Origin of the sequence: Salinivibrio sp. KP-1, from assembly GCF_000968645.1 — a bacterium.
Taxonomy (GTDB): domain Bacteria; phylum Pseudomonadota; class Gammaproteobacteria; order Enterobacterales; family Vibrionaceae; genus Salinivibrio; species Salinivibrio siamensis.
Map to the genome: position 1 here is coordinate 541,119 of NZ_LAQR01000001.1, position 17,526 is coordinate 558,644.

Annotated in this window: 19 protein-coding genes; 6 read left to right on the forward strand and 13 right to left on the reverse strand. The window is 46.1% G+C overall.

The genetic code is table 11. The annotated features are described in order from the left end of the window. Positions 1-146: 146 nt before the first annotated feature. Entirely contained in the window at positions 147-1,607 is a 1,461-nt protein-coding gene (gene cls / locus WN56_RS02385; protein WP_046073440.1) for a cardiolipin synthase, read from the reverse strand. 517 nt (positions 1,608-2,124) lie between these two features. On the opposite strand from cls, the gene WN56_RS02390 reads away from it, so the two are divergent. The 4 genes from WN56_RS02390 (at position 2,125) to WN56_RS02405 (ending at position 6,963) form a co-directional block, all read left to right on the forward strand. Next, complete coding sequence (locus tag WN56_RS02390) at positions 2,125-3,468, forward strand: sodium-dependent transporter (RefSeq protein WP_046073441.1); 1,344 nt, start codon at positions 2,125-2,127, stop codon at positions 3,466-3,468. 144 nt (positions 3,469-3,612) lie between these two features. Beyond that, complete coding sequence (locus WN56_RS02395; protein WP_046073442.1) at positions 3,613-4,155, forward strand: septation protein A; 543 nt, start codon at positions 3,613-3,615, stop codon at positions 4,153-4,155. 96 nt (positions 4,156-4,251) lie between these two features. Then, positions 4,252-4,644, forward strand: coding sequence for an acyl-CoA thioester hydrolase YciA (yciA, locus tag WN56_RS02400; RefSeq protein WP_046073443.1), 393 nt, complete (start codon positions 4,252-4,254; stop codon positions 4,642-4,644). A gap of 303 nt (positions 4,645-4,947) precedes the next feature. After that, positions 4,948-6,963 carry an FG-GAP repeat protein gene (locus WN56_RS02405; protein ID WP_052708000.1) on the forward strand — a complete coding sequence of 672 codons (2,016 nt, stop codon included), beginning with the start codon at positions 4,948-4,950 and terminating at the stop codon, positions 6,961-6,963. A 189-nt stretch (positions 6,964-7,152) separates the two neighbouring features. On the opposite strand, the gene WN56_RS02410 is transcribed toward WN56_RS02405, so the two are convergent. Continuing rightward, positions 7,153-8,943: a diguanylate cyclase gene (locus tag WN56_RS02410; protein WP_052708001.1), complete on the reverse strand. Its 1,791-nt coding sequence runs from the start codon at positions 8,941-8,943 to the stop codon at positions 7,153-7,155. Positions 8,944-9,447: 504 nt separating this feature from the next. On the opposite strand from WN56_RS02410, the gene WN56_RS02415 reads away from it, so the two are divergent. Both WN56_RS02415 and WN56_RS02420 read left to right on the forward strand, forming a co-directional pair. Then, entirely contained in the window at positions 9,448-10,923 is a 1,476-nt protein-coding gene (locus WN56_RS02415; RefSeq protein WP_052708002.1) for a sensor domain-containing diguanylate cyclase, read from the forward strand. Between the two features lie 120 nt (positions 10,924-11,043). After that, positions 11,044-11,808 (forward strand): hypothetical protein, encoded by a 765-nt coding sequence (locus WN56_RS02420; RefSeq protein WP_046073445.1) that lies wholly within the window; start codon positions 11,044-11,046, stop codon positions 11,806-11,808. Between the two features lie 71 nt (positions 11,809-11,879). Here the strand turns inward: WN56_RS02420 and WN56_RS02425 are convergent, their stop codons facing one another. From WN56_RS02425 to WN56_RS02475, 11 genes are all read right to left on the reverse strand, one after another. After that, positions 11,880-12,149: a Txe/YoeB family addiction module toxin gene (locus WN56_RS02425; RefSeq protein ID WP_197075724.1), complete on the reverse strand. Its 270-nt coding sequence runs from the start codon at positions 12,147-12,149 to the stop codon at positions 11,880-11,882. Beyond that, positions 12,136-12,396 carry a type II toxin-antitoxin system Phd/YefM family antitoxin gene (locus WN56_RS02430; RefSeq protein ID WP_046073446.1) on the reverse strand — a complete coding sequence of 87 codons (261 nt, stop codon included), beginning with the start codon at positions 12,394-12,396 and terminating at the stop codon, positions 12,136-12,138. The genes WN56_RS02425 and WN56_RS02430 overlap by 14 nt, the downstream gene beginning before the upstream one ends. A gap of 149 nt (positions 12,397-12,545) precedes the next feature. Further along, positions 12,546-13,028 carry a hypothetical protein gene (locus tag WN56_RS02435; RefSeq protein ID WP_046073447.1) on the reverse strand — a complete coding sequence of 161 codons (483 nt, stop codon included), beginning with the start codon at positions 13,026-13,028 and terminating at the stop codon, positions 12,546-12,548. Positions 13,029-13,107: 79 nt separating this feature from the next. After that, positions 13,108-13,503 carry a GFA family protein gene (locus tag WN56_RS02440; protein WP_046073448.1) on the reverse strand — a complete coding sequence of 132 codons (396 nt, stop codon included), beginning with the start codon at positions 13,501-13,503 and terminating at the stop codon, positions 13,108-13,110. Continuing rightward, the gene (locus tag WN56_RS02445; RefSeq protein WP_046073449.1) at positions 13,500-13,997 is read right to left on the reverse strand and encodes an ASCH domain-containing protein; all 498 of its coding nucleotides are present in this window, start codon (positions 13,995-13,997) and stop codon (positions 13,500-13,502) included. Before WN56_RS02445 ends, WN56_RS02440 begins: the two co-directional genes overlap by 4 nt. A gap of 12 nt (positions 13,998-14,009) precedes the next feature. Beyond that, complete coding sequence (locus WN56_RS02450; protein WP_197075725.1) at positions 14,010-14,348, reverse strand: hypothetical protein; 339 nt, start codon at positions 14,346-14,348, stop codon at positions 14,010-14,012. Positions 14,349-14,463: 115 nt separating this feature from the next. Beyond that, positions 14,464-14,949, reverse strand: coding sequence for a hypothetical protein (locus tag WN56_RS02455; protein WP_046073450.1), 486 nt, complete (start codon positions 14,947-14,949; stop codon positions 14,464-14,466). Between the two features lie 369 nt (positions 14,950-15,318). Then, positions 15,319-15,666 carry a hypothetical protein gene (locus tag WN56_RS02460; RefSeq protein ID WP_046073451.1) on the reverse strand — a complete coding sequence of 116 codons (348 nt, stop codon included), beginning with the start codon at positions 15,664-15,666 and terminating at the stop codon, positions 15,319-15,321. A 93-nt stretch (positions 15,667-15,759) separates the two neighbouring features. Next, positions 15,760-16,392, reverse strand: a complete 633-nt coding sequence (gene catB, locus WN56_RS02465; RefSeq protein WP_046073452.1) for a type B chloramphenicol O-acetyltransferase — start codon at positions 16,390-16,392, stop codon at positions 15,760-15,762. Positions 16,393-16,526: 134 nt separating this feature from the next. Continuing rightward, positions 16,527-16,817 (reverse strand): transposase, encoded by a 291-nt coding sequence (locus tag WN56_RS02470; RefSeq protein WP_046073453.1) that lies wholly within the window; start codon positions 16,815-16,817, stop codon positions 16,527-16,529. A 71-nt stretch (positions 16,818-16,888) separates the two neighbouring features. Then, the gene (locus tag WN56_RS02475) at positions 16,889-17,458 is read right to left on the reverse strand and encodes a hypothetical protein (RefSeq protein ID WP_046073454.1); all 570 of its coding nucleotides are present in this window, start codon (positions 17,456-17,458) and stop codon (positions 16,889-16,891) included. Positions 17,459-17,526 lie beyond the last annotated feature (68 nt).

The window sequence follows — 17,526 nt, forward strand, 5'->3', positions numbered from 1 at the left end:
GCCATAAGGGATGGAGGACTATCCAGCTTTGTATTGCTTAAGATCATAGATCGTTACATTCTTGTTGCATCACCCCATGCAAAAACAAATACTTATTCAATAATACTGCATACGGTAAATGAATTCGCCCGGCGACTCAGCCCCCCTTACAACAGCGGGCTAAACATGTAAAAGAACTGCTCAATCGGCTTATGATAGACCGGTCTTTGTTGCCAAGCGTCCGCACTAATGCGGGTCGATTGTGCCAAATAGTGTCGATGTAGCGCATGAATACTCGCACAAAACTCGGGATCGTCGACGGTCAGCGTGAGTTCAAAATTCAGCCATAAACTGCGCATATCAAGGTTAACCGTACCCACGAGGCAGTACTGCTCATCGACCAACACGGATTTGGTATGTAATAACCCACCACCGAAGCGGTAGATTTCTATCCCTGCTGACATTAAATCCTCAAAAAACGAGCGGCTCGCCCACTCCACCATCAAGGAGTCATTTTTCTCGGGAATAATCAGAGTGACTGACACCCCACGCTGCGCGGCCGTTTGTAAGCTCACCATCAGACCTTCACTTGGCACCAAGTACGGGGTGGTGATCACAATGCTCTTCTCTGCTTGATGGATAGCCAGAGTCAGCACTTGTTGAATCATCCCTTCTGGCAAGCCAGGTCCAGACGGGATAGCTTGCACCGCGTGATTGGCATGTTGGTGATCTTCAATCAGCAAACACTCTGGCGATGACGGCAAGTCGCGTAGCCCAGTTTCCACCTCCCAATCCCACGCAAACACGCTACTTAGAACGGGTACCGTAGGGCCCGAGACCCGCACCATTACATCCACCCATTGCCCGACCCCCGCGTCCTGCTTGAAAAAGCGAGGATCCACCATGTTCATCGAGCCAGTATAGGCAATATGGTTATCAATGATCGCCACCTTGCGGTGCTGGCGAATATCAAGGCGACGGAAGAACATCCGAAATGGATTCACGGCAAGAGCTTCAATCAGCTCAACGCCGGCTTCACGCATTGCATGTGGCCATTTGCTGCGGAAAAAAACTTTACTGCCGGCAGAGTCCAGCATAATACGCACGGGGATCCCACGTTTGGCGGTATCGCAGGCCGCCTGCGCAACTTCATCGGCATGGCCGCCGGGATGCCAAATATAAAACACCATATCGACGCTTTTTTGCGCTTGGCGAATATCAAGCGCGATCGACTTAAGAATATCGGCCGGTTCTGTTTGCAACGCCAGCTGGTTGCCGGTGAGCTCCGGCACACCAATTCGGGCATGGCAGAGTCGATTGACATGGTGAGATTGTTCATTGATATGCTGAGGACGATGTGCAGGGCACGCCTGCAAACTGAGCAGCCATTGACGATATGGCTCAAACATCGCTTTTGCTCGCATTGCACGCGTCTTACCAAGGTTAAGCTCGCCAAATAGCAGGTAGGCAATCACCCCCACGATCGGGAGGATATAAATGATCATTAACCAAGCGATCGATACACCCAGCGCGCGGCGCTTGAATACCACTCGGACTGTCACCCCAGCAATGGTTAACCAATAGACCAGGAGCAACAGTAAGGTTACGATCTCGTAGACTTTTTCCATGCCTAATTGCACACCTTAATAATAACTGACGAAAGCGTGTTCTCTCGCTTTCTCTATTCTGCCTAGCTTGCCACTCGGTGCAAGCCATGATTTGTCTTTAGAAAAAGACAAGCGGCGTAAAAATCGTGATAAATGCCACACCAGAGTAATGTTAAGTGCACCTTAAGGTGCATTTTAACGTGACCCAAAGCAGCAATGTTAATAATGTGTTAAATCAATAATTGCGATAGAGAAAGCCACTGTGATACTCACTATAGGCAGCGGATTCACCTTATCGATGCACACTAAGTAATCACACGGAGAGAGAATATGGGGAAATGTGGCGATATGATGGCATTACGTACGGCATGATCTTCAAATTCTACGCATAAACTGGTTTACTTACGAGTCTTTGTAGAGGGAACCACTCGTCTCATAGTGTAATTATTAGTTTACACCATGAGCGAGCACCTGACGGGAGCAACTGAGTATGCGCCCATAAAAATCAATTAATTATCGAATACGATATCGAGTAGGTATGGCAAACACACAACGCGCACAATTTTCATCCCGATTAGGGTTTATCTTGGCGGCAGCCGGCTCTGCGATTGGGCTCGGCAACATTTGGGGTTTCCCCACGCAAACAGCCTCAAACGGCGGCGCCGTTTTTCTGTTTATTTATTTGCTGATGGTCTTTGTCCTAGCGTATCCCCTTTTGATAGCAGAACTCACTATTGGACGCTATGGCAATGCAAACCCCGTTCGCTCACTGTCAGCCGTATCCGGTGGACAAAAATGGATTGGTCGGTTACTTGGATTAGTCGGCTTACTCGGCGCGACTGGCATTTTAAGCTTTTACACCATCGTGGCCGGTTGGTTGGTGGGCTATATGGTCTCCCCCTTACTTGCATTAATAGGCTTTACCGATGCGGCAGCATGGTTAGAGTCATTTAGCGAGACCCGTAACCTCGCATTAATGCTGTGCTTTATGGTGCCGACGATTTTGGTGGTCCGTAATGGTATTGCTAACGGGATCGAACGCTGGTCCTCACGTTTAATGCCCGTCCTCTTTTTACTGTTCGTGATCATGGTGGTTTACATTTTATTTCAGCCTGGCGCGATGGAAGGGCTGAAGATGTACCTGATCCCAGATATGTCGCACCTCTCGCCGGGGCTGGTCGTGAGTGCCATGGGGCAAGCGTTTTTCTCACTCTCTCTGGGTGTGTGCGTGATGATGGTATACGGCTCGTATTTGTCCAAAACCGCCAACATTCCTAAAACCGCTGCACAAGTAGCACTGCTGGATACGGGCATCGCCTTTATTGCGGGGCTATTGATCATGCCTGCCATGTTTGTTGCCCAACACAATGGCGTGGCTATCTACAGCGATGCAGGCGCGCTTCTCAGCAGTGACACACTGGTATTCAGTGTCCTCCCTGCCATGTTCGACACCATGGGAACAGCGGGCATCTTTGTCGGTTTTGCCTTCTTCTTGCTGATGGTCATTGCCGCCCTCACCTCAGCCATCTCATTGCTTGAAGTACCTGTAGCCTGTGCTACTGAGGAATTCCGTCAATCACGAGAGAAAGCGGTATGGTGGATTGGCGGCCTTATCACCATTGCCTCGGCGGTGATTGTTTACAACTTTGGCGATCTGTTTGGCTTGGTGGTTACCGTCACCACCGAGTACGCACAGCCTATCCTTGGCCTGCTGTTTGCTTTGGTTGCAGGCTGGCTATGGCACCGCAATGAAATCTTGAAAGAACTGGTGCAAGGCAGCCCTGAGCTCGGTGAAACCTGGTTTTGGAAAATCTGGCCAGGCTATGTTCGTGTTATCTGCCCGATACTGATGCTACTGGTGTTCGGCTGGGATTGGATTTAATCTTCAACGCGCCTTGGCCCCCCCCCTGCCAAGGCGCCTACCTTGTTATCTTTTCTCTCTCCGCCTTGTCGTTTCCCCTCTCTACGCATTTGGGTACACTGCGTACATACTTAGCTTAAATACACCTAGTTACGCGGCGGCGTTATGAAACAACTGATTGATTTTATCCCTTTAATTATCTTTTTTGCCTTATACAAATTTTACGATATTTATATGGCAACCGGTGCACTGATCATCGCCACCCTAGTGCAAGTTGTGCTGGTTTGGGCGTTGTATAAACGCGTTGAAAAGATGCAAATCATCACCGCCGTTCTGGTCGCCATATTTGGCGGCATGACGCTATTTTTTCACGATGACAACTTCATCAAGTGGAAAGTCACCATTGTGTATGTCTTATTCGCCATTGGCTTGGCGGTGTCCGAGGCGATGGGTAAGCCTTTGATTAAGAATATGCTCAGCAAAGAGATTACACTGCCAGAACGCGTGTGGCGCACCATTAACTGGGCCTGGACTGGGTTCTTTTCCCTATTAGCCGGCGTGAACATTTATGTTGCTTATAGTATGCCGCTTGATACCTGGGTGAACTTTAAGGTTTTCGGCACTTTAATCCTGACCTTCCTGTTTATGATTGCAACTGGGGTGTATATCTATCGCCATATGCCCAAAGAGAGCAACTCAGACCAATAAAAACTTGCCCAAATGCTGTGTTAGCGGTCACAATTCTTATCTGTTCTATAAAAAAGGGGGTGCATGCCCCCTTTGCGATAAGATGTGAAGAGAACCATGCCTGACAATAAAAACAACTGCCCACGTGGCCAACTGCTGCTTCGTACATTAGCCATGCCCGCCGATACCAACGCCAATGGGGACATTTTTGGTGGTTGGATCATGTCCCAGCTCGATTTAGCCGGCGCAATTCTCGCCAAAGAGATTTCTGGTGGACGCGTTGTCACTGTCTCTGTCAACGACATTACATTTAAATCGCCCGTCAGTGTCGGCGATGTGGTTTGCTGCTACGGCACGTGCCAACGTATCGGTAATACCTCGATTACCATTGAGCTTGAGGTCTGGGTTAAGCCCGTCAGTCATGATGAGATAGGCGATCGCAGCAAAGTGAGCCATGCGACCTTTAATTATGTCGCCATTGATGAAAACGGCCGCCCTCGTAAAGTTTAGGCTCACTCAAGACTTAATCGCCAAACTACAGTTAATGAAGTAAACCAAATCCAACACACTATTTTTGAGCCAAGCTAGATATTTTTGAACTAAGCGTGAGAAGGAGAAAATACTCGCCTTCTCTCGCTTTTTTCTGCTAGAAAGAAAATGTGTGAGTAACGGCAGCTTATCTGTTCGTGCCGACTTATAAATGCCCTAAGTCAATTGCAACCCAATAGCACATGTTTTATAAACAAGAGTAAGGTAGAGTTACGACGTGTGGTCACGATGATCACCGGCTGATAGATACAGGGAAGTCGAAGTATGGCTCCAGGATGGACCTTTGGTGTTGTTGTACTTGCTCTCTTTGCACTAAAGAGCTGCAATGATGACACTGGAGACACAAATTTTACGATTACTTCCTCCACTAGCGGTGGTGGTTCCATTGCGCCTTCAACCTCTCTGGACGTTGGTCAAGGTACGCGCCAGCGTTTCACCTTAACACCGTTCGATGGCTATCAGCTGGATAAAGTGGACAGCACGTGTGGTGGAAAGCTAACTGGTGATATATACATCACAGCTCCTATTTATTCGGATTGTTCCGTGATTGCAAGGTTTGGCCTTACGGTGCCTCAAGCGCCTCACTTATCGATGACGCCACAACAAACCAAAACATTTGCTTTCAACTGGGATGATCTCTCGAATGAGAACCAGTACCTGCTTTATGAAAATTCCGATGGTAATTCAGGATTTACCCAAATCGCGACCATCTCTAACAATGTAACAACCTACGAGCTTGAAAAGTTTTTACCCACTAGCGCCAATGCTGAATACATCCTCTCCGCGTGCAACGATAAAGGCTGCACAGACTCATCGACCTATACTGTGAACCAGAGCGAACTAAAGGATGCTATTGGTTATATTAAAGCCTCCAACACAGATGCTAGCGATGAGTTTGGTTATTTCGCTGAGCTATCAAAAGATGGAGAGACGCTTGCAATTGGTGCCATTAATGAAAGTAGTAATGCAACAGGAATTAATGGCAACCAAACCAATAACGCAACACAATCATCTGGTGCTGTGTATATATTTAGGTATGTGAATCACGCTTGGCAACAAGAGGCGTATATCAAAGCTTCAAACACTGACACTGATGATATTTTTGGTCATAGTCTCAGTTTATCAGAAGATGGGAGTACTCTTGTGGTGGGCGCACCAGGGGAAGATAGTGCAGCAACGGGTGTCAACGGTACTCAAAACGATGAATCGAGTACAAACAGTGGTGCTGCCTATGTATTCACTCGCGATAATAACACTTGGAGTCAACAAGCCTATTTAAAAGCATCAAATACCCACTCAAACGATGAATTTGGCTGGAGCCTTGCGTTAAGTGCTGACGGAAACCGACTGGCTGTCAGTGCTTACAAGGAAAGCAGCAATACAACAGGTATCGATGGCAATCAAGCTGACACATCTTTCAGTGGGAGCGGTGCAGTTTATATATTTAATCGCGATAGTGGCAATACATGGTCACAAGACACATATATAAAGGCGTCGAATACTGGCGCATCAGATCAATTTGGCTACAGCATCGCACTCTCCAACAATGGCAATACATTGGCAGTTGGCGCCCGTTATGAGGACAGTGACGCAACAGGTATCAACGGAGATGAAAGTAATAATGCTGCCACAGGTAGTGGTGCGGTTTACGTGTTTAATCACGATGGAAATAGCTGGAGCCAAGAAGCGTATATCAAAGCTTCTAATACCGAATCCAATGATTCTTTCGGGGCATCAGTCGAACTATCTGCAAATGGGAACACCTTGGCAATAGGCGCACCACTTGAGAGTAGTGGCTCCTCGGTGATCAACAACGGGCAAATGGATAACTCAGCACCCTCTAGCGGAGCGTCTTACGTTTTTGTAAGAAGTGGTACCACATGGAGCCAACAAGCTTACTTAAAAGCATCTAATACTGATGCAAACAATGTCTTTGGCTGGTACCAATCAATGAGTTCAAATGGCGATGTATTAGCGATAGCCGCCGTTGGTGAAAAAAGTGCAACGATTGGAATTAACGGTAATGAGAACGACACGTCGGCGGCAGATAGCGGCGCGGTCTATCTGTTTGAGCGAGATGGAATCACCTGGGTACAACAATCTTACATCAAGCCACCCAATACTGAGGCAAGCGATTTATTCGGATTTGTTGCTTCTCTATCCGCCAATGGAGACGTATTAGCGATTGGCTCTCGCAGAGAAGACAGCGCGTCTTCCGGAATCAATAGTGACCAACAGAATAACAGCGCGAGCAGCAGCGGCGCTGTATACTTATATTAATAACTTCCCTCTTAGGGTAGAGGGTGGACGTGATGGCAATGGAATATTCATATCGGCGAACGTAACCCTAAGGCTACGTTCCACTATGACGTGATTGCCAACCAATCTTGTTAAGAACAATGCCTTTGAATTTAAAAAACGGGGGATCTGCGTATCCACCATAATATGTGCATCGACGATATTTTAGTCCTATTCATCGATATCATCTTGCTCATTCCAAAAACAGTAATGATTCTTTCCATTGCTTTTGGCTCGATACATCGCTTTGTCAGCTTTCGCAACCAGCCCGTTTATACTGTTATCATCATTTGGAAAGATAGAAACACCAACACTTAACGAGACAAAGCTGAACTTGTCAGAGTGAGACAGCGTCACTCTTACTGATGACATCACTTCATCGACTAGTAGTTTAATAGCATTGTAATCAGGCATGTTGGCTAATAAAAGCAAAAACTCATCTCCACCAATCCTCGCCACAACATCAGTTTGTCGGACTGACTCCGTTAACGTCTTAGCTACGTCGCACAAAAGTCGATCCCCTGTTTGATGCCCAAAACTATCATTTACTTTTTTAAAATTATCTAGATCAACAAAAACTACAGAAACATAATTACCTTTTTCTTTTGATGCTTGAGTTATAACCTCCAATTTTTTCATCGCGAAATCACGAGTGGCCAATCCTGTCAAATTATCATGGTTAGCCAAGTGTTCTAACTGAGACTTTAACTCTTCTCGCTTCTCAGCATTATTTTTAAATACAACAAGTGCTTTCGCCATTTGGCCAATCTCATCCTCACGCTTACTAATGTAAACGTTAGTCGAGAGGTCATTTTTTGCTAGCCGTAGCATTGTACTTGTCATTGTCCTAATCGGGTTTGAAATACTAACACCTAATAAATACCCCGAAAAAACAACAAATACAAAAACGATAAGATTAGTAAACAGGAATATTTGACTCATTTCCGATACAGGCTGGAACACCTCATCTTGATCGACTTCGGCAATCATCACCCACTCAACGCCTTTGAAAGAGATAGGTGCATAAGCGGAGTACACACGTCGCCCTCGGTAATCGGTAAATAACCCTTTTCCTGATGAACCTTGTAAACCATCTCTTGATGGCACAGTGTCCACTCTAGTCTTCAGTATATTATTGTGCTCTAAAAACCTGGAGTCACTTCGCATTAAAAAATCAGAGCCGACTAAATAGGATTCGCCAGTGGCTCCCATTCCCGCCGTCACTTGCATGATTTTATTTATAGGTTCAATAGGAAGCTGAAAGATTAACGCGCCCATATAATTAACATTTCTATCAAAAACAGGGATCCCTATAAAACTCGAGGGCATGTTATTATTGGGCTCATAAAAATCAATATCTGAATAGTATACTTCACCAGGCTTTCTTTCATTATTTATTTTACTAAAAAGTTTTGAAAGAGAAGAGTCTTTCCATGGGCCATGGATTAGATTTGTTGCATAGTCTTCATCTTTTTTTACCGTGTACACCAAGTGACCATCCGTATCAACCAAAAACATGTCATAGTAGGTGTTTGAACGAACAAGGTTTAAAAATATAGGATGGTAATACTGATGTTTTTCGCTATAAACACTACCATCGTCTGGTGAAAGGAAGTGGTCTCTCTGCCCTGATGAAAATGGGTTATCCCTTATATAGATGTTTTTTAGATATCTTTCTCGATTATTTGGTATATCATCAAAAGATTGTGAGAATTTTTCAAGCGCGTCTCTCACCAAAGGACTCTGACCATGAAACAACATTTCGTCCTCTAGCGAGGAAAAATAATTAGTCAAACTAGATTTTCTCGACTGCAAAAGAGAAAGCATATTGTTTTTTATAATGTCTTCAACATTAACTTTAATGTTTATATAAGAAACAACGCCGGCCACGATCATTGATATCAATGCAAAAAAAATCATCACCGCAGGTAATTTCTTGTTAATTGAAACATTTTCCAGCATCAGTTCAATCTTTTTACCAATAAATTAAGTATTGTATTATAATACGACAGTATTTAGTTATTTTTCATTCCGTGATTTAAGTATCGTTTTGTCGCAAACGTTATTACTTGCCTCACAACAATAACCACTTTTAATTTCCCGCAATATCTATGCCTGACCGCGCCCTTGCGTGGATTGAATGATCATAGGCTAACCCAATCACCAAATCTACCCTTTGGGCCAAGGTCTATTTATCATTTTCTCACACTATACGGGTCGATGCTGTCAAGACTAGCACAGTTTCTGCAGGTATCTGTGCTCACAAAACAGCATTATCCACTCACACTGTCGCAGCACTCATTCCACTGCGGCGATGATTATGTCTATTTTTACTAACAGAGCGAGTGCGACTAAACGCAAACGTGACCCACAACACTGAACATTTAATGTGTTCCGTGTTAACTATTTATACACGCGCCTGCTACGCTCAACAAAGTGGTGACTTTGTAGATAACGGACTATCGCATGACCATCCTAACCGGGATCCAACCTGAACTTGATAGACACCAGCTCTCTGAGCTGAATGTCGACCTGCTGTCGGCTGTGCTACGCGGCGCAGACATGCTGGTCAGTGGTGACGACAGGCTTGCCAACATTAATCACTTGCTCGCTGAAATTGGAGCTGTCACGCAAGTGAGTCGCGTGTGGGTGTTTCAAGTATTAGCACTCAGCGACAGCGATATTTTGCAAGATTATGTTTTTGAATGGGCCAACGAGAAGAAGTATGCGCAAATTCGTCTCCCCCACTTCAATCATTTTAGCTCTAGCCTCGCTCACCCCGAGTACCGCGAGCTGATAGAAAGCCGACAACGTGGCGAGTATCAATCTGTCATTACTGATCAATTACCCTCATCCTGGCTCAAACGCTATTTAACACAACAGCGCATTTTATCGATGTTAACCATCCCCATCATTGTCGATAATAAATGGTGGGGAACACTAGGGTTTGATGATTGCGAGCGTGAACAACGCTGGTCAGAAAGTGATGTGACCTTGCTGCGCGCCACGGGACATCTCATCGCCAGTACAGTGCTTAAAAACGAGCTGTTTTCTAAACAACGGCAAATCGAAATCATTAAAGACAATACCCACTGCAGCACCTGGCAAGTGGATGTTCAACGCGGTATCTGTTGGTGCTCGTCAGAGATCATCGGTGACAGTGCTGCCAGCAGTATTCGTGACTCCCGTACCTACACCAGCCGACACTGGCTACGCCGCATTCATCCTCAGTATCGTCGAGCGTTTTTCTCGCGGGTGCGCCATTTTTTATCGCCCGCTGGCAACGAGCTAAAAATGGACTTACAGGTTAAACGTGATAATGGTGAATATACGTGGGTAGAAATCACCACCAATAATGATCCGAAAAATAAGCCTCAAGGTGTAGTCGCTGGGGTGATGTGGGATATCAGTCAGCGTAAGGCGGAAGAACAAGCATTAATGCGTCAAGCTGCGACTGACCCGCTGACACAGCTATACAACCGCCGTCAATTTGCCAGTGACCTTGCCCGCTTTGGCGAACAAGCCCGGTACCGACATCAGCCTCTATCCCTGCTTATTATTGATATCGACCATTTTAAACGCATCAACGATAACTACGGCCATATCGTTGGCGATCACGTCCTCGAAGCCTTCGCGTCATTACTCGAAACGCATCTTCCTCTGCACAGCAACATTTATCGCATTGGTGGGGAAGAGTTCGCTTGTCTGTTGGCGAATACCGACCAAAAAGCGGCGCAACACTATGCCGCTCAGCTCTGCGAGGCCGTTTATGACCAACATTCGATCCTCGACTACTCCCCGGCCATCCGTGTGTCCGTGTCAATTGGCTGTGCAGAGCTCGACGCGGCCCAGCTCGATGCTAAGCACCTCTACCAGCATGCCGATGACGCTTTATACAACGCCAAACTCTCTGGACGCAACCGAGTCGTCAGTTACGCTTAACCTTGTAGGGCATTCTCGGTCAGTACATTTATCTCGCCCACCGCCGTTATTCAGTGAAGACGGTGATTTGCTAAACTACAGCTAACACACTCGGTTTTATATCCCCCTCAAGGAGCTTCTATGCCAGCTCGCCCGGACTTTCTCGACAACCTCTCTCCTCATCACGGCAAAGTCGTCCCTGGCGTACTGAGCCTAGAGACACAAACGGCTCTCGCTGCCAAACTCGACGCCATGCCCAATGGGCAAACTTGGTATGCCGACATTTACAAAAAAGCGATTTATGGGCCCATGGTATTCCGCGACCCAGATCTCAACATCGCCGACACCATTGAGGCACTGCTACCAGACTATCGCATTTTGGCCGATTTATATTTGGAGAAAACGCCCGAGGATCAAGGCTTTCCTTTCCATACCGATTTTGACTCGATTGGCTTTATGGAGCGGCCGGAAGATATGCTCACGGTATGGATCCCGCTGACGCCAGTGAAAGAACCCGGCTCAGGGCAGTTATCTATCGTGATGGAAGAGGGGGCGGTGCGCCTATCGCTGATCCGCGAAGCCAATCAATTGCACTCACTGGTGCGCATTGCCGACCCGTCGGTGCCCGAGCACCCGCCGTTTCAAATCACTCAGCAAGAGTATGACTACATGGAGAAAGGTAAGGTGACGCCTGCGTTGGATGCAGGTGATGCGCTGCTATTCTGTAACGCTTTTTTCCATAAATCAGAGGATGTCTACCAAGGCAAACGCGCTGCCTACATCATGCGCTTGGTGCCCAAAGACGCTAAATTTAGCAAAACACGCTTGCTGGCACTGAGAAAGCTTGGACAGAACCTGGCGGTGGTCGAAGAATTACTGAAAACGCACTATCCAGAGGCGTTATAAGGAGTGATTTTTATTTAGGGTGGTGAGCATGACGCCTCGCGCCTTCATTGTGCACCGCAGGCGCTAGGTGACTAATAGTGATATCGGCAAGATAGGATCGTAATAGACGTATCATCCACGGCGTAAACCAGCCGATTGGTGTCATCAATACGCCGCGACCAGAAGCCTGTCAGATTTTCTTTTAGTGCCTCAGGCTTACCTATCCCCTCGAATGGCGTTCGTTTTACATCGATGATGAGCTTGTTGATTCGCTTGAGTGTTTTTCTATCCTGACTTTGCCAGCATACGTAGTCACGCCACGCATCATCCGTCCAGCAAAGTAAGCGACTACTCATCGTCATCGACTAACGCGTGCTCCATCGCTTTCCCCATCTTGTACTGAGTAATGGAGCGATTTAGGTGCTCAGCATTTGCGGGCGAGCGCAACAGATGGACGGTTTCCATAAGGCTGTTGTAGTAATCAAGCGACATCACCACCGCATCCTCTGCATCACGTCGGGTGATGATAGTGGTATCAGCGTCGTCAACCACCCCATCTAATACCGTTTTGAGGCCATTTCTCGCTTCAGTAAACGAAATGATTTTCATCGGATCACTCCTATTCTTACACCACCGAAGTATAGAGCAACAAACTAGACATGTACAACTTAAAGAACATGTCTAGTAGCTATTCGCTGAGCACAACTGTCCCACAGTGACAGCGAGCCAAGTGTTCAGGTTGGATGGACAATACTGGCTTAACCCACGCGTTTGTTTCTTTTACATTGCCAACTATCGTAGTCATCGCCGATTTGCATACGCGACTTGGATAACGCCTCAACGTCGTACTGAAATCGCCGAGTGCCATTCCATGCTGGAGTAATGTATACGGTTTCAATCTCTGAGAGATAGGCTTGGCTAAAGCTATCATTGCTCTGAAATTCAAAAGGATTGTAAGCCAGCTTAATCGTGTCGTTGATTAACTCCCACTCACCCGTAGCATTGTATGAAAAGCGCGCACTTTCCTCGCCAAGAAAATATTCAACACGCCCGTTTAATACGAATTCCTTGTTATCTTTTAATGCCCACTTTTCCTTATAAACTTTATCTCCCTGCATAGTAAATGAGCATATCCACTGCCCCGTTACGTTACTCTTATTGATCGGCAGCTCAGATGCTGCCTTGGAAGATAACACCAACGAAGAGAAAAAAAGTACAACACACGTATTTATCGTTTTCATATTAACGTAATTCTCTTAATCCTATATTGATGACCTAAACTAAAGAGAGGCCACTCCTCAAAACGATATCCGCGACATCCTAGCGATCCGCTGGATGATGAACTCCATCCATCACGGGAATATTCTCCAACTCAAACGGATTGACGCCATCTAAGCAGGCAATATTGAACCCAAACTCACTCGGATTGGAGCGACGCTGGTGATGAGTGTAAATGCCACAGCGTGAGCAGAAGTAGTGCTTAGCCGTGTGGGTATTAAAGGAATACACACTGAGTTGTTCACTGCCAGAAACGACACGCAATTGTGCAAGTTTGACCGAGCCCACAATCGCACCGCGGCGTCGACACATTGAGCAATCGCAGCGTCTGGGGTTTTCAATGCCATTGGGTAACGCGAGGGCTAACACAACCGCTCCGCAGTGACAGCGGGCCAAGTGTTCAGGTTGGATGGGCGTTTGACCGACTTGTTTTATCATGCGCTTACCTGCTCAGTTTCATGGTGATCAAGCGGATAGACTTTCTCAAAGCGTTCTAACACCAAAGGGGATTGGGTTGTAAACGGTACGCCGAGTGCCTGCCCCTCTTGCTCAAAAAACGCAAGATGTGCCTGTCGCCACCACGCATAACTCTTATCGCCTTCTCCTTCCGCTGCGGCGAACTCAGCGGTTACTTGATCAAACGGGCACTCGCTCACTTCAGTCACCTTGATAATGCAAACGGGCTGCTGCGCCCAGTTAAGCACCACGGTTAAACGCCCCACTTGCGGGTAAGGTTCGTTTTCTATCTCGTAGCATGCTTTTAAGCTACACGATGCGCGTTTTATGCCTTGATCAATCAAACGGGCGCATTCGTTAGCATTGTATTCATCCGCGCAAAAGTACTCGGCAATCGTTTCAGGCACCGCCTGACGTTCTGCTTCACTTAAGGTGGCAAGGTAGGCGTTTAAGTAGTCCTGCTGTTCTGTATTCATAAGCGTCCTTGTTTATTCAATCGTCCAATTCGCAGCGCCAGCTCCCGCCTCCTGAAAGCGAAGTTTTATTGGATAGGTGTCATCACAGCCTTCGACAATCCATAGCTCCCGCCAAACCCTTGTGCCTACCTCGCCTGACGGCATTTCCCGCACATAAGGCACAAATTCCTCTGGCTTCTCACAGCCTTGAGATGCCACCGTAACCAGCACCCCTGCCATCGCATCTTGGATCAATTTTTGATTAGCCAGCGATCCTTCTTGGATCGCTCCTCCTGGCAGCGACTGCGCCATCGATGACCAAGAAAGCATCAAGGCAAAGATGGCAAGTAAGGCGCGTGAACGGTCATTCATGATGATTAACTCCAATATCAACTTGTATAGATAAACAAAACTTCTGATGACGCTATTATCTCAGCGGCCTTCTTCTTTTAATGTCACACTCATCTCCGCGTTAACCGAGTGACCCTTACGCCTGACTGTGTCTAATAGGCTTATGGTGATCTTTTATACACAAGAAATAGGCCCAAGCAATGAGTATCACCTGTAGAGGGCCGCGTATTAAAAGATAGCTCGGCCCCCATTGATGCCCACCAAGGCCTATCCCATTGACTGCGGCATAAACATTCGCTGGAAAGAAAGCGATAAACACAACAATAGCAAGTTTTGCTGCGAGAGGCTGATACCGTGGAACAAAAAGCGCGATGCCAATTAATAGCTCAATCAACCCCGTGAAATAAACTAACTCCAAACGAAGTGGCACCCATGTAGGCAGCATTTCTACCATGCCCTCAGCTTTAACAAGGTGTCCAATAAAAAAGAATATAAAAGCGACTCCCAGCCCCCAACATGCATACTTGTTCACGTTCAAAAACGTGCCATTCAATTTTGAATAAATGAAGGCAATGGCCAACGGGCTAGATAAAAGCACTAAAATAATGATTGGTGTTATCATGTTTCCTCCTTGAGTCATGATATTTTTTGAGTCTGCTTAATTTTTATTTGGCGTTCATCTCACCAAACACTGTTTTCTCTTCACGCGGTGGATGACCACGGAAACGTCATTCTCCATAACTCTTTTTCATACGCTACATTATTGGCTGCGTTAGCCAGTATGCCTACAATATGCATAGGTATTGAAGCCTGTAGTGATACACACGATGCCGCTGCCATTTGTGACGCTGTTCAGCGTCCAAACAGCCGGTTTATTCCTGTTAAGTCACCTGATCGCCGAGTGATGCGTGTGCTCCACCAGAAACAAAAATTCCCTACGGATTAATTGCTTTCTCTGGGGAATTAACGCTGAGTACAGAGACGGCTCAGTTTAGTTATCAAAGCAAGGGACTCCCTGCTGATATGACCAAGATGGCGAAACCGCCAATAGTCTATCGTCGTCGCCAAACTTCAGACCTACCCAGCCCACCCAGGTACAGCCCTCTTTTTCATAAGTCTCTTGGTCTGTGACAGACTCGAATGCAGCAACAATTTCCGCCTTTTCCTGAGAAGCTGCCAGCTTGGGTATGGCAGCCATAAGCTGCGCCTGTGTTTCCTGGAGCTTATCGATTGAGTCATCCCGATAAGCTGCCGTGATACCAGAATCTAGCGCTTGGTAAAACCAAAACGCATTGGTTCCGACCAGCAGAATGATTAAGACAAATATCGCGATTTTCATAGAGACTTATAACTCCCAGATTTGGGGCTGATTTGTGGCGGCGAAGCGGTAGAAAGGCTGTCCCAGCCCCGAAGGGATGGCAACAGCCGTTTGTTAGGCACCTGAGCGTTGCGAAAAATGGTACAAGCCTTCAATGTCGGACGAGCACAAAAGAGGCATTGCTTCTTTAATTTTCTCCAACGGCCAATCCCACCACTTCATATCTAGTAGCATTGTAATTTCCTGTTCTGAAAAGCGCTTCCTTATCGCTTTTGCGGGGTTGCCACCAACAATTGTGTATGGTTCTACATCTTTGGTAACCAAAGCCCGACTACCAATTACCGCTCCATGGCCAACCTTTACACCGGGCATAATCATTGCCTCGGACCCAATCCACACGTCACTCCCTATGACGGTATCACCTGCCTTTTGGAAAGCATCAACTGATTCCGAAAATGCCGGCTCCTCATTCATATAGAAAAAAGGGAATGACGTCACCCAATCATATCGGTGGCCTTGATTGCCAGCCATGATAAAGGAGGCTCCCGATCCGATAGAGCAAAAGCTTCCAATTATCAATTTATCAACATCATCACGATCAGGCAGGAGGAAGCGAGCGCAATCATCAAATGAGTGTCCATGATAATAGCCTGAATAATAGCTATAACGGCCTACCTTAATATTGGGGTTCTTAACTTGTTCTATCAGAGGTTTTCCCTTAAACGGGCTCTCAAAATAATTTTTCATTTAATTACACATCCAATCCAGAATGACATTATTGCCTAACGAATGACATAGATTTCCCCTCTTGAAAATCTGCCACACTTAGGTGCGGCTTTTAATAACGGAGGTAACCATGTAGGCTCAATTCTTTTGTGCCGTTAATCTCGCCAAGCACCATTTTTCTCTTCAAGCTCCGTGATCCGTCGCTTGAGTGCCGATAACTCATCCTTCACCTTGTCTGGCTTCACTTTATTTTTTTGGGACTTGACCATACCAAACTCTCCATCTCGATACGCTTTACGCAATTTCGATAGCATGAATGGATGGATATCAAGCGCCTCTGCAACCGACTTCACTGTTCGATGCGTTTCATAGCTCCATTCAACCGCTTTCAGTTTGAAGTCTAGTGAATATTGCGCTGTCTTTTTACCCGTTTTATAGGCTGGCATACTGACCTCCTCAGGTCGTCGATGCGTGTCCAGTAAAACGGATCAAGTCCAGGGTCTGCTTGAATGCATTGTTAGCTAAAATATGCCACATCGTCTGACTGTATTTGAATCTTAATTGCTTCTGGCTCTATCTTATTGATAAAACGCAACGCTTCATTACACCAACAGTATAACGAGATTAGATACTCCCACTTATTTTCATTCTTTTGGTTTGGATATTTCACACCTTGAACACGAACAGCACCACCCCACCATTGCAGATCTTCATGACAACGATAAGACGACTGAATATCTAGGTAAAAACCGTCGGCGTGAATTATTTTATTACAAGATTCTCGAAAGCTAATGCCTTCATCACCGCAGATTGCCAAAACAAAATCTTTTGGAGAGTGATCAAGAGAGTAACCTTGATGATTGCGATTCATTGAGTCATCTAAACTTCTTAGTTTTATCGAGATTTCGACGAGGCTGCTGCTAACAAGAGACTTGACCATTACCAAATATGAAGAACGATCATATAATTCTTCATATTCTTTAACGCCAATACAGTGCTCTTTTACAAAAGCTTCACTCGCTTGAATAACATTTTGAACAATGAATATTTTTTGTCTAAGTTCAGCGATATCAAACATGTGAGACATAATTTTACCTTTTTAGCTAACGCCTGGCATAAGGTGCGCCACGACTAATCGACCAAGTGCACCGAGCT

What these genes read in the sequence shown, in the direction of transcription:
- cls (WP_046073440.1), bottom strand. Translation starts at nt 1,607, where the DNA reads ATGGAAAAAGTCTACGAGATCGTAACCTTACTGTTGCTCCTGGTCTAT.
- WN56_RS02390 (WP_046073441.1), top strand. Translation starts at nt 2,125, where the DNA reads ATGGCAAACACACAACGCGCACAATTTTCATCCCGATTAGGGTTTATC.
- WN56_RS02395 (WP_046073442.1), top strand. Translation starts at nt 3,613, where the DNA reads ATGAAACAACTGATTGATTTTATCCCTTTAATTATCTTTTTTGCCTTA.
- yciA (WP_046073443.1), top strand. Translation starts at nt 4,252, where the DNA reads ATGCCTGACAATAAAAACAACTGCCCACGTGGCCAACTGCTGCTTCGT.
- WN56_RS02405 (WP_052708000.1), top strand. Translation starts at nt 4,948, where the DNA reads ATGGCTCCAGGATGGACCTTTGGTGTTGTTGTACTTGCTCTCTTTGCA.
- WN56_RS02410 (WP_052708001.1), bottom strand. Translation starts at nt 8,943, where the DNA reads ATGCTGGAAAATGTTTCAATTAACAAGAAATTACCTGCGGTGATGATT.
- WN56_RS02415 (WP_052708002.1), top strand. Translation starts at nt 9,448, where the DNA reads ATGACCATCCTAACCGGGATCCAACCTGAACTTGATAGACACCAGCTC.
- WN56_RS02420 (WP_046073445.1), top strand. Translation starts at nt 11,044, where the DNA reads ATGCCAGCTCGCCCGGACTTTCTCGACAACCTCTCTCCTCATCACGGC.
- WN56_RS02425 (WP_197075724.1), bottom strand. Translation starts at nt 12,149, where the DNA reads ATGACGATGAGTAGTCGCTTACTTTGCTGGACGGATGATGCGTGGCGT.
- WN56_RS02430 (WP_046073446.1), bottom strand. Translation starts at nt 12,396, where the DNA reads ATGAAAATCATTTCGTTTACTGAAGCGAGAAATGGCCTCAAAACGGTA.
- WN56_RS02435 (WP_046073447.1), bottom strand. Translation starts at nt 13,028, where the DNA reads ATGAAAACGATAAATACGTGTGTTGTACTTTTTTTCTCTTCGTTGGTG.
- WN56_RS02440 (WP_046073448.1), bottom strand. Translation starts at nt 13,503, where the DNA reads ATGATAAAACAAGTCGGTCAAACGCCCATCCAACCTGAACACTTGGCC.
- WN56_RS02445 (WP_046073449.1), bottom strand. Translation starts at nt 13,997, where the DNA reads ATGAATACAGAACAGCAGGACTACTTAAACGCCTACCTTGCCACCTTA.
- WN56_RS02450 (WP_197075725.1), bottom strand. Translation starts at nt 14,348, where the DNA reads ATGAATGACCGTTCACGCGCCTTACTTGCCATCTTTGCCTTGATGCTT.
- WN56_RS02455 (WP_046073450.1), bottom strand. Translation starts at nt 14,949, where the DNA reads ATGATAACACCAATCATTATTTTAGTGCTTTTATCTAGCCCGTTGGCC.
- WN56_RS02460 (WP_046073451.1), bottom strand. Translation starts at nt 15,666, where the DNA reads ATGAAAATCGCGATATTTGTCTTAATCATTCTGCTGGTCGGAACCAAT.
- catB (WP_046073452.1), bottom strand. Translation starts at nt 16,392, where the DNA reads ATGAAAAATTATTTTGAGAGCCCGTTTAAGGGAAAACCTCTGATAGAA.
- WN56_RS02470 (WP_046073453.1), bottom strand. Translation starts at nt 16,817, where the DNA reads ATGCCAGCCTATAAAACGGGTAAAAAGACAGCGCAATATTCACTAGAC.
- WN56_RS02475 (WP_046073454.1), bottom strand. Translation starts at nt 17,458, where the DNA reads ATGTCTCACATGTTTGATATCGCTGAACTTAGACAAAAAATATTCATT.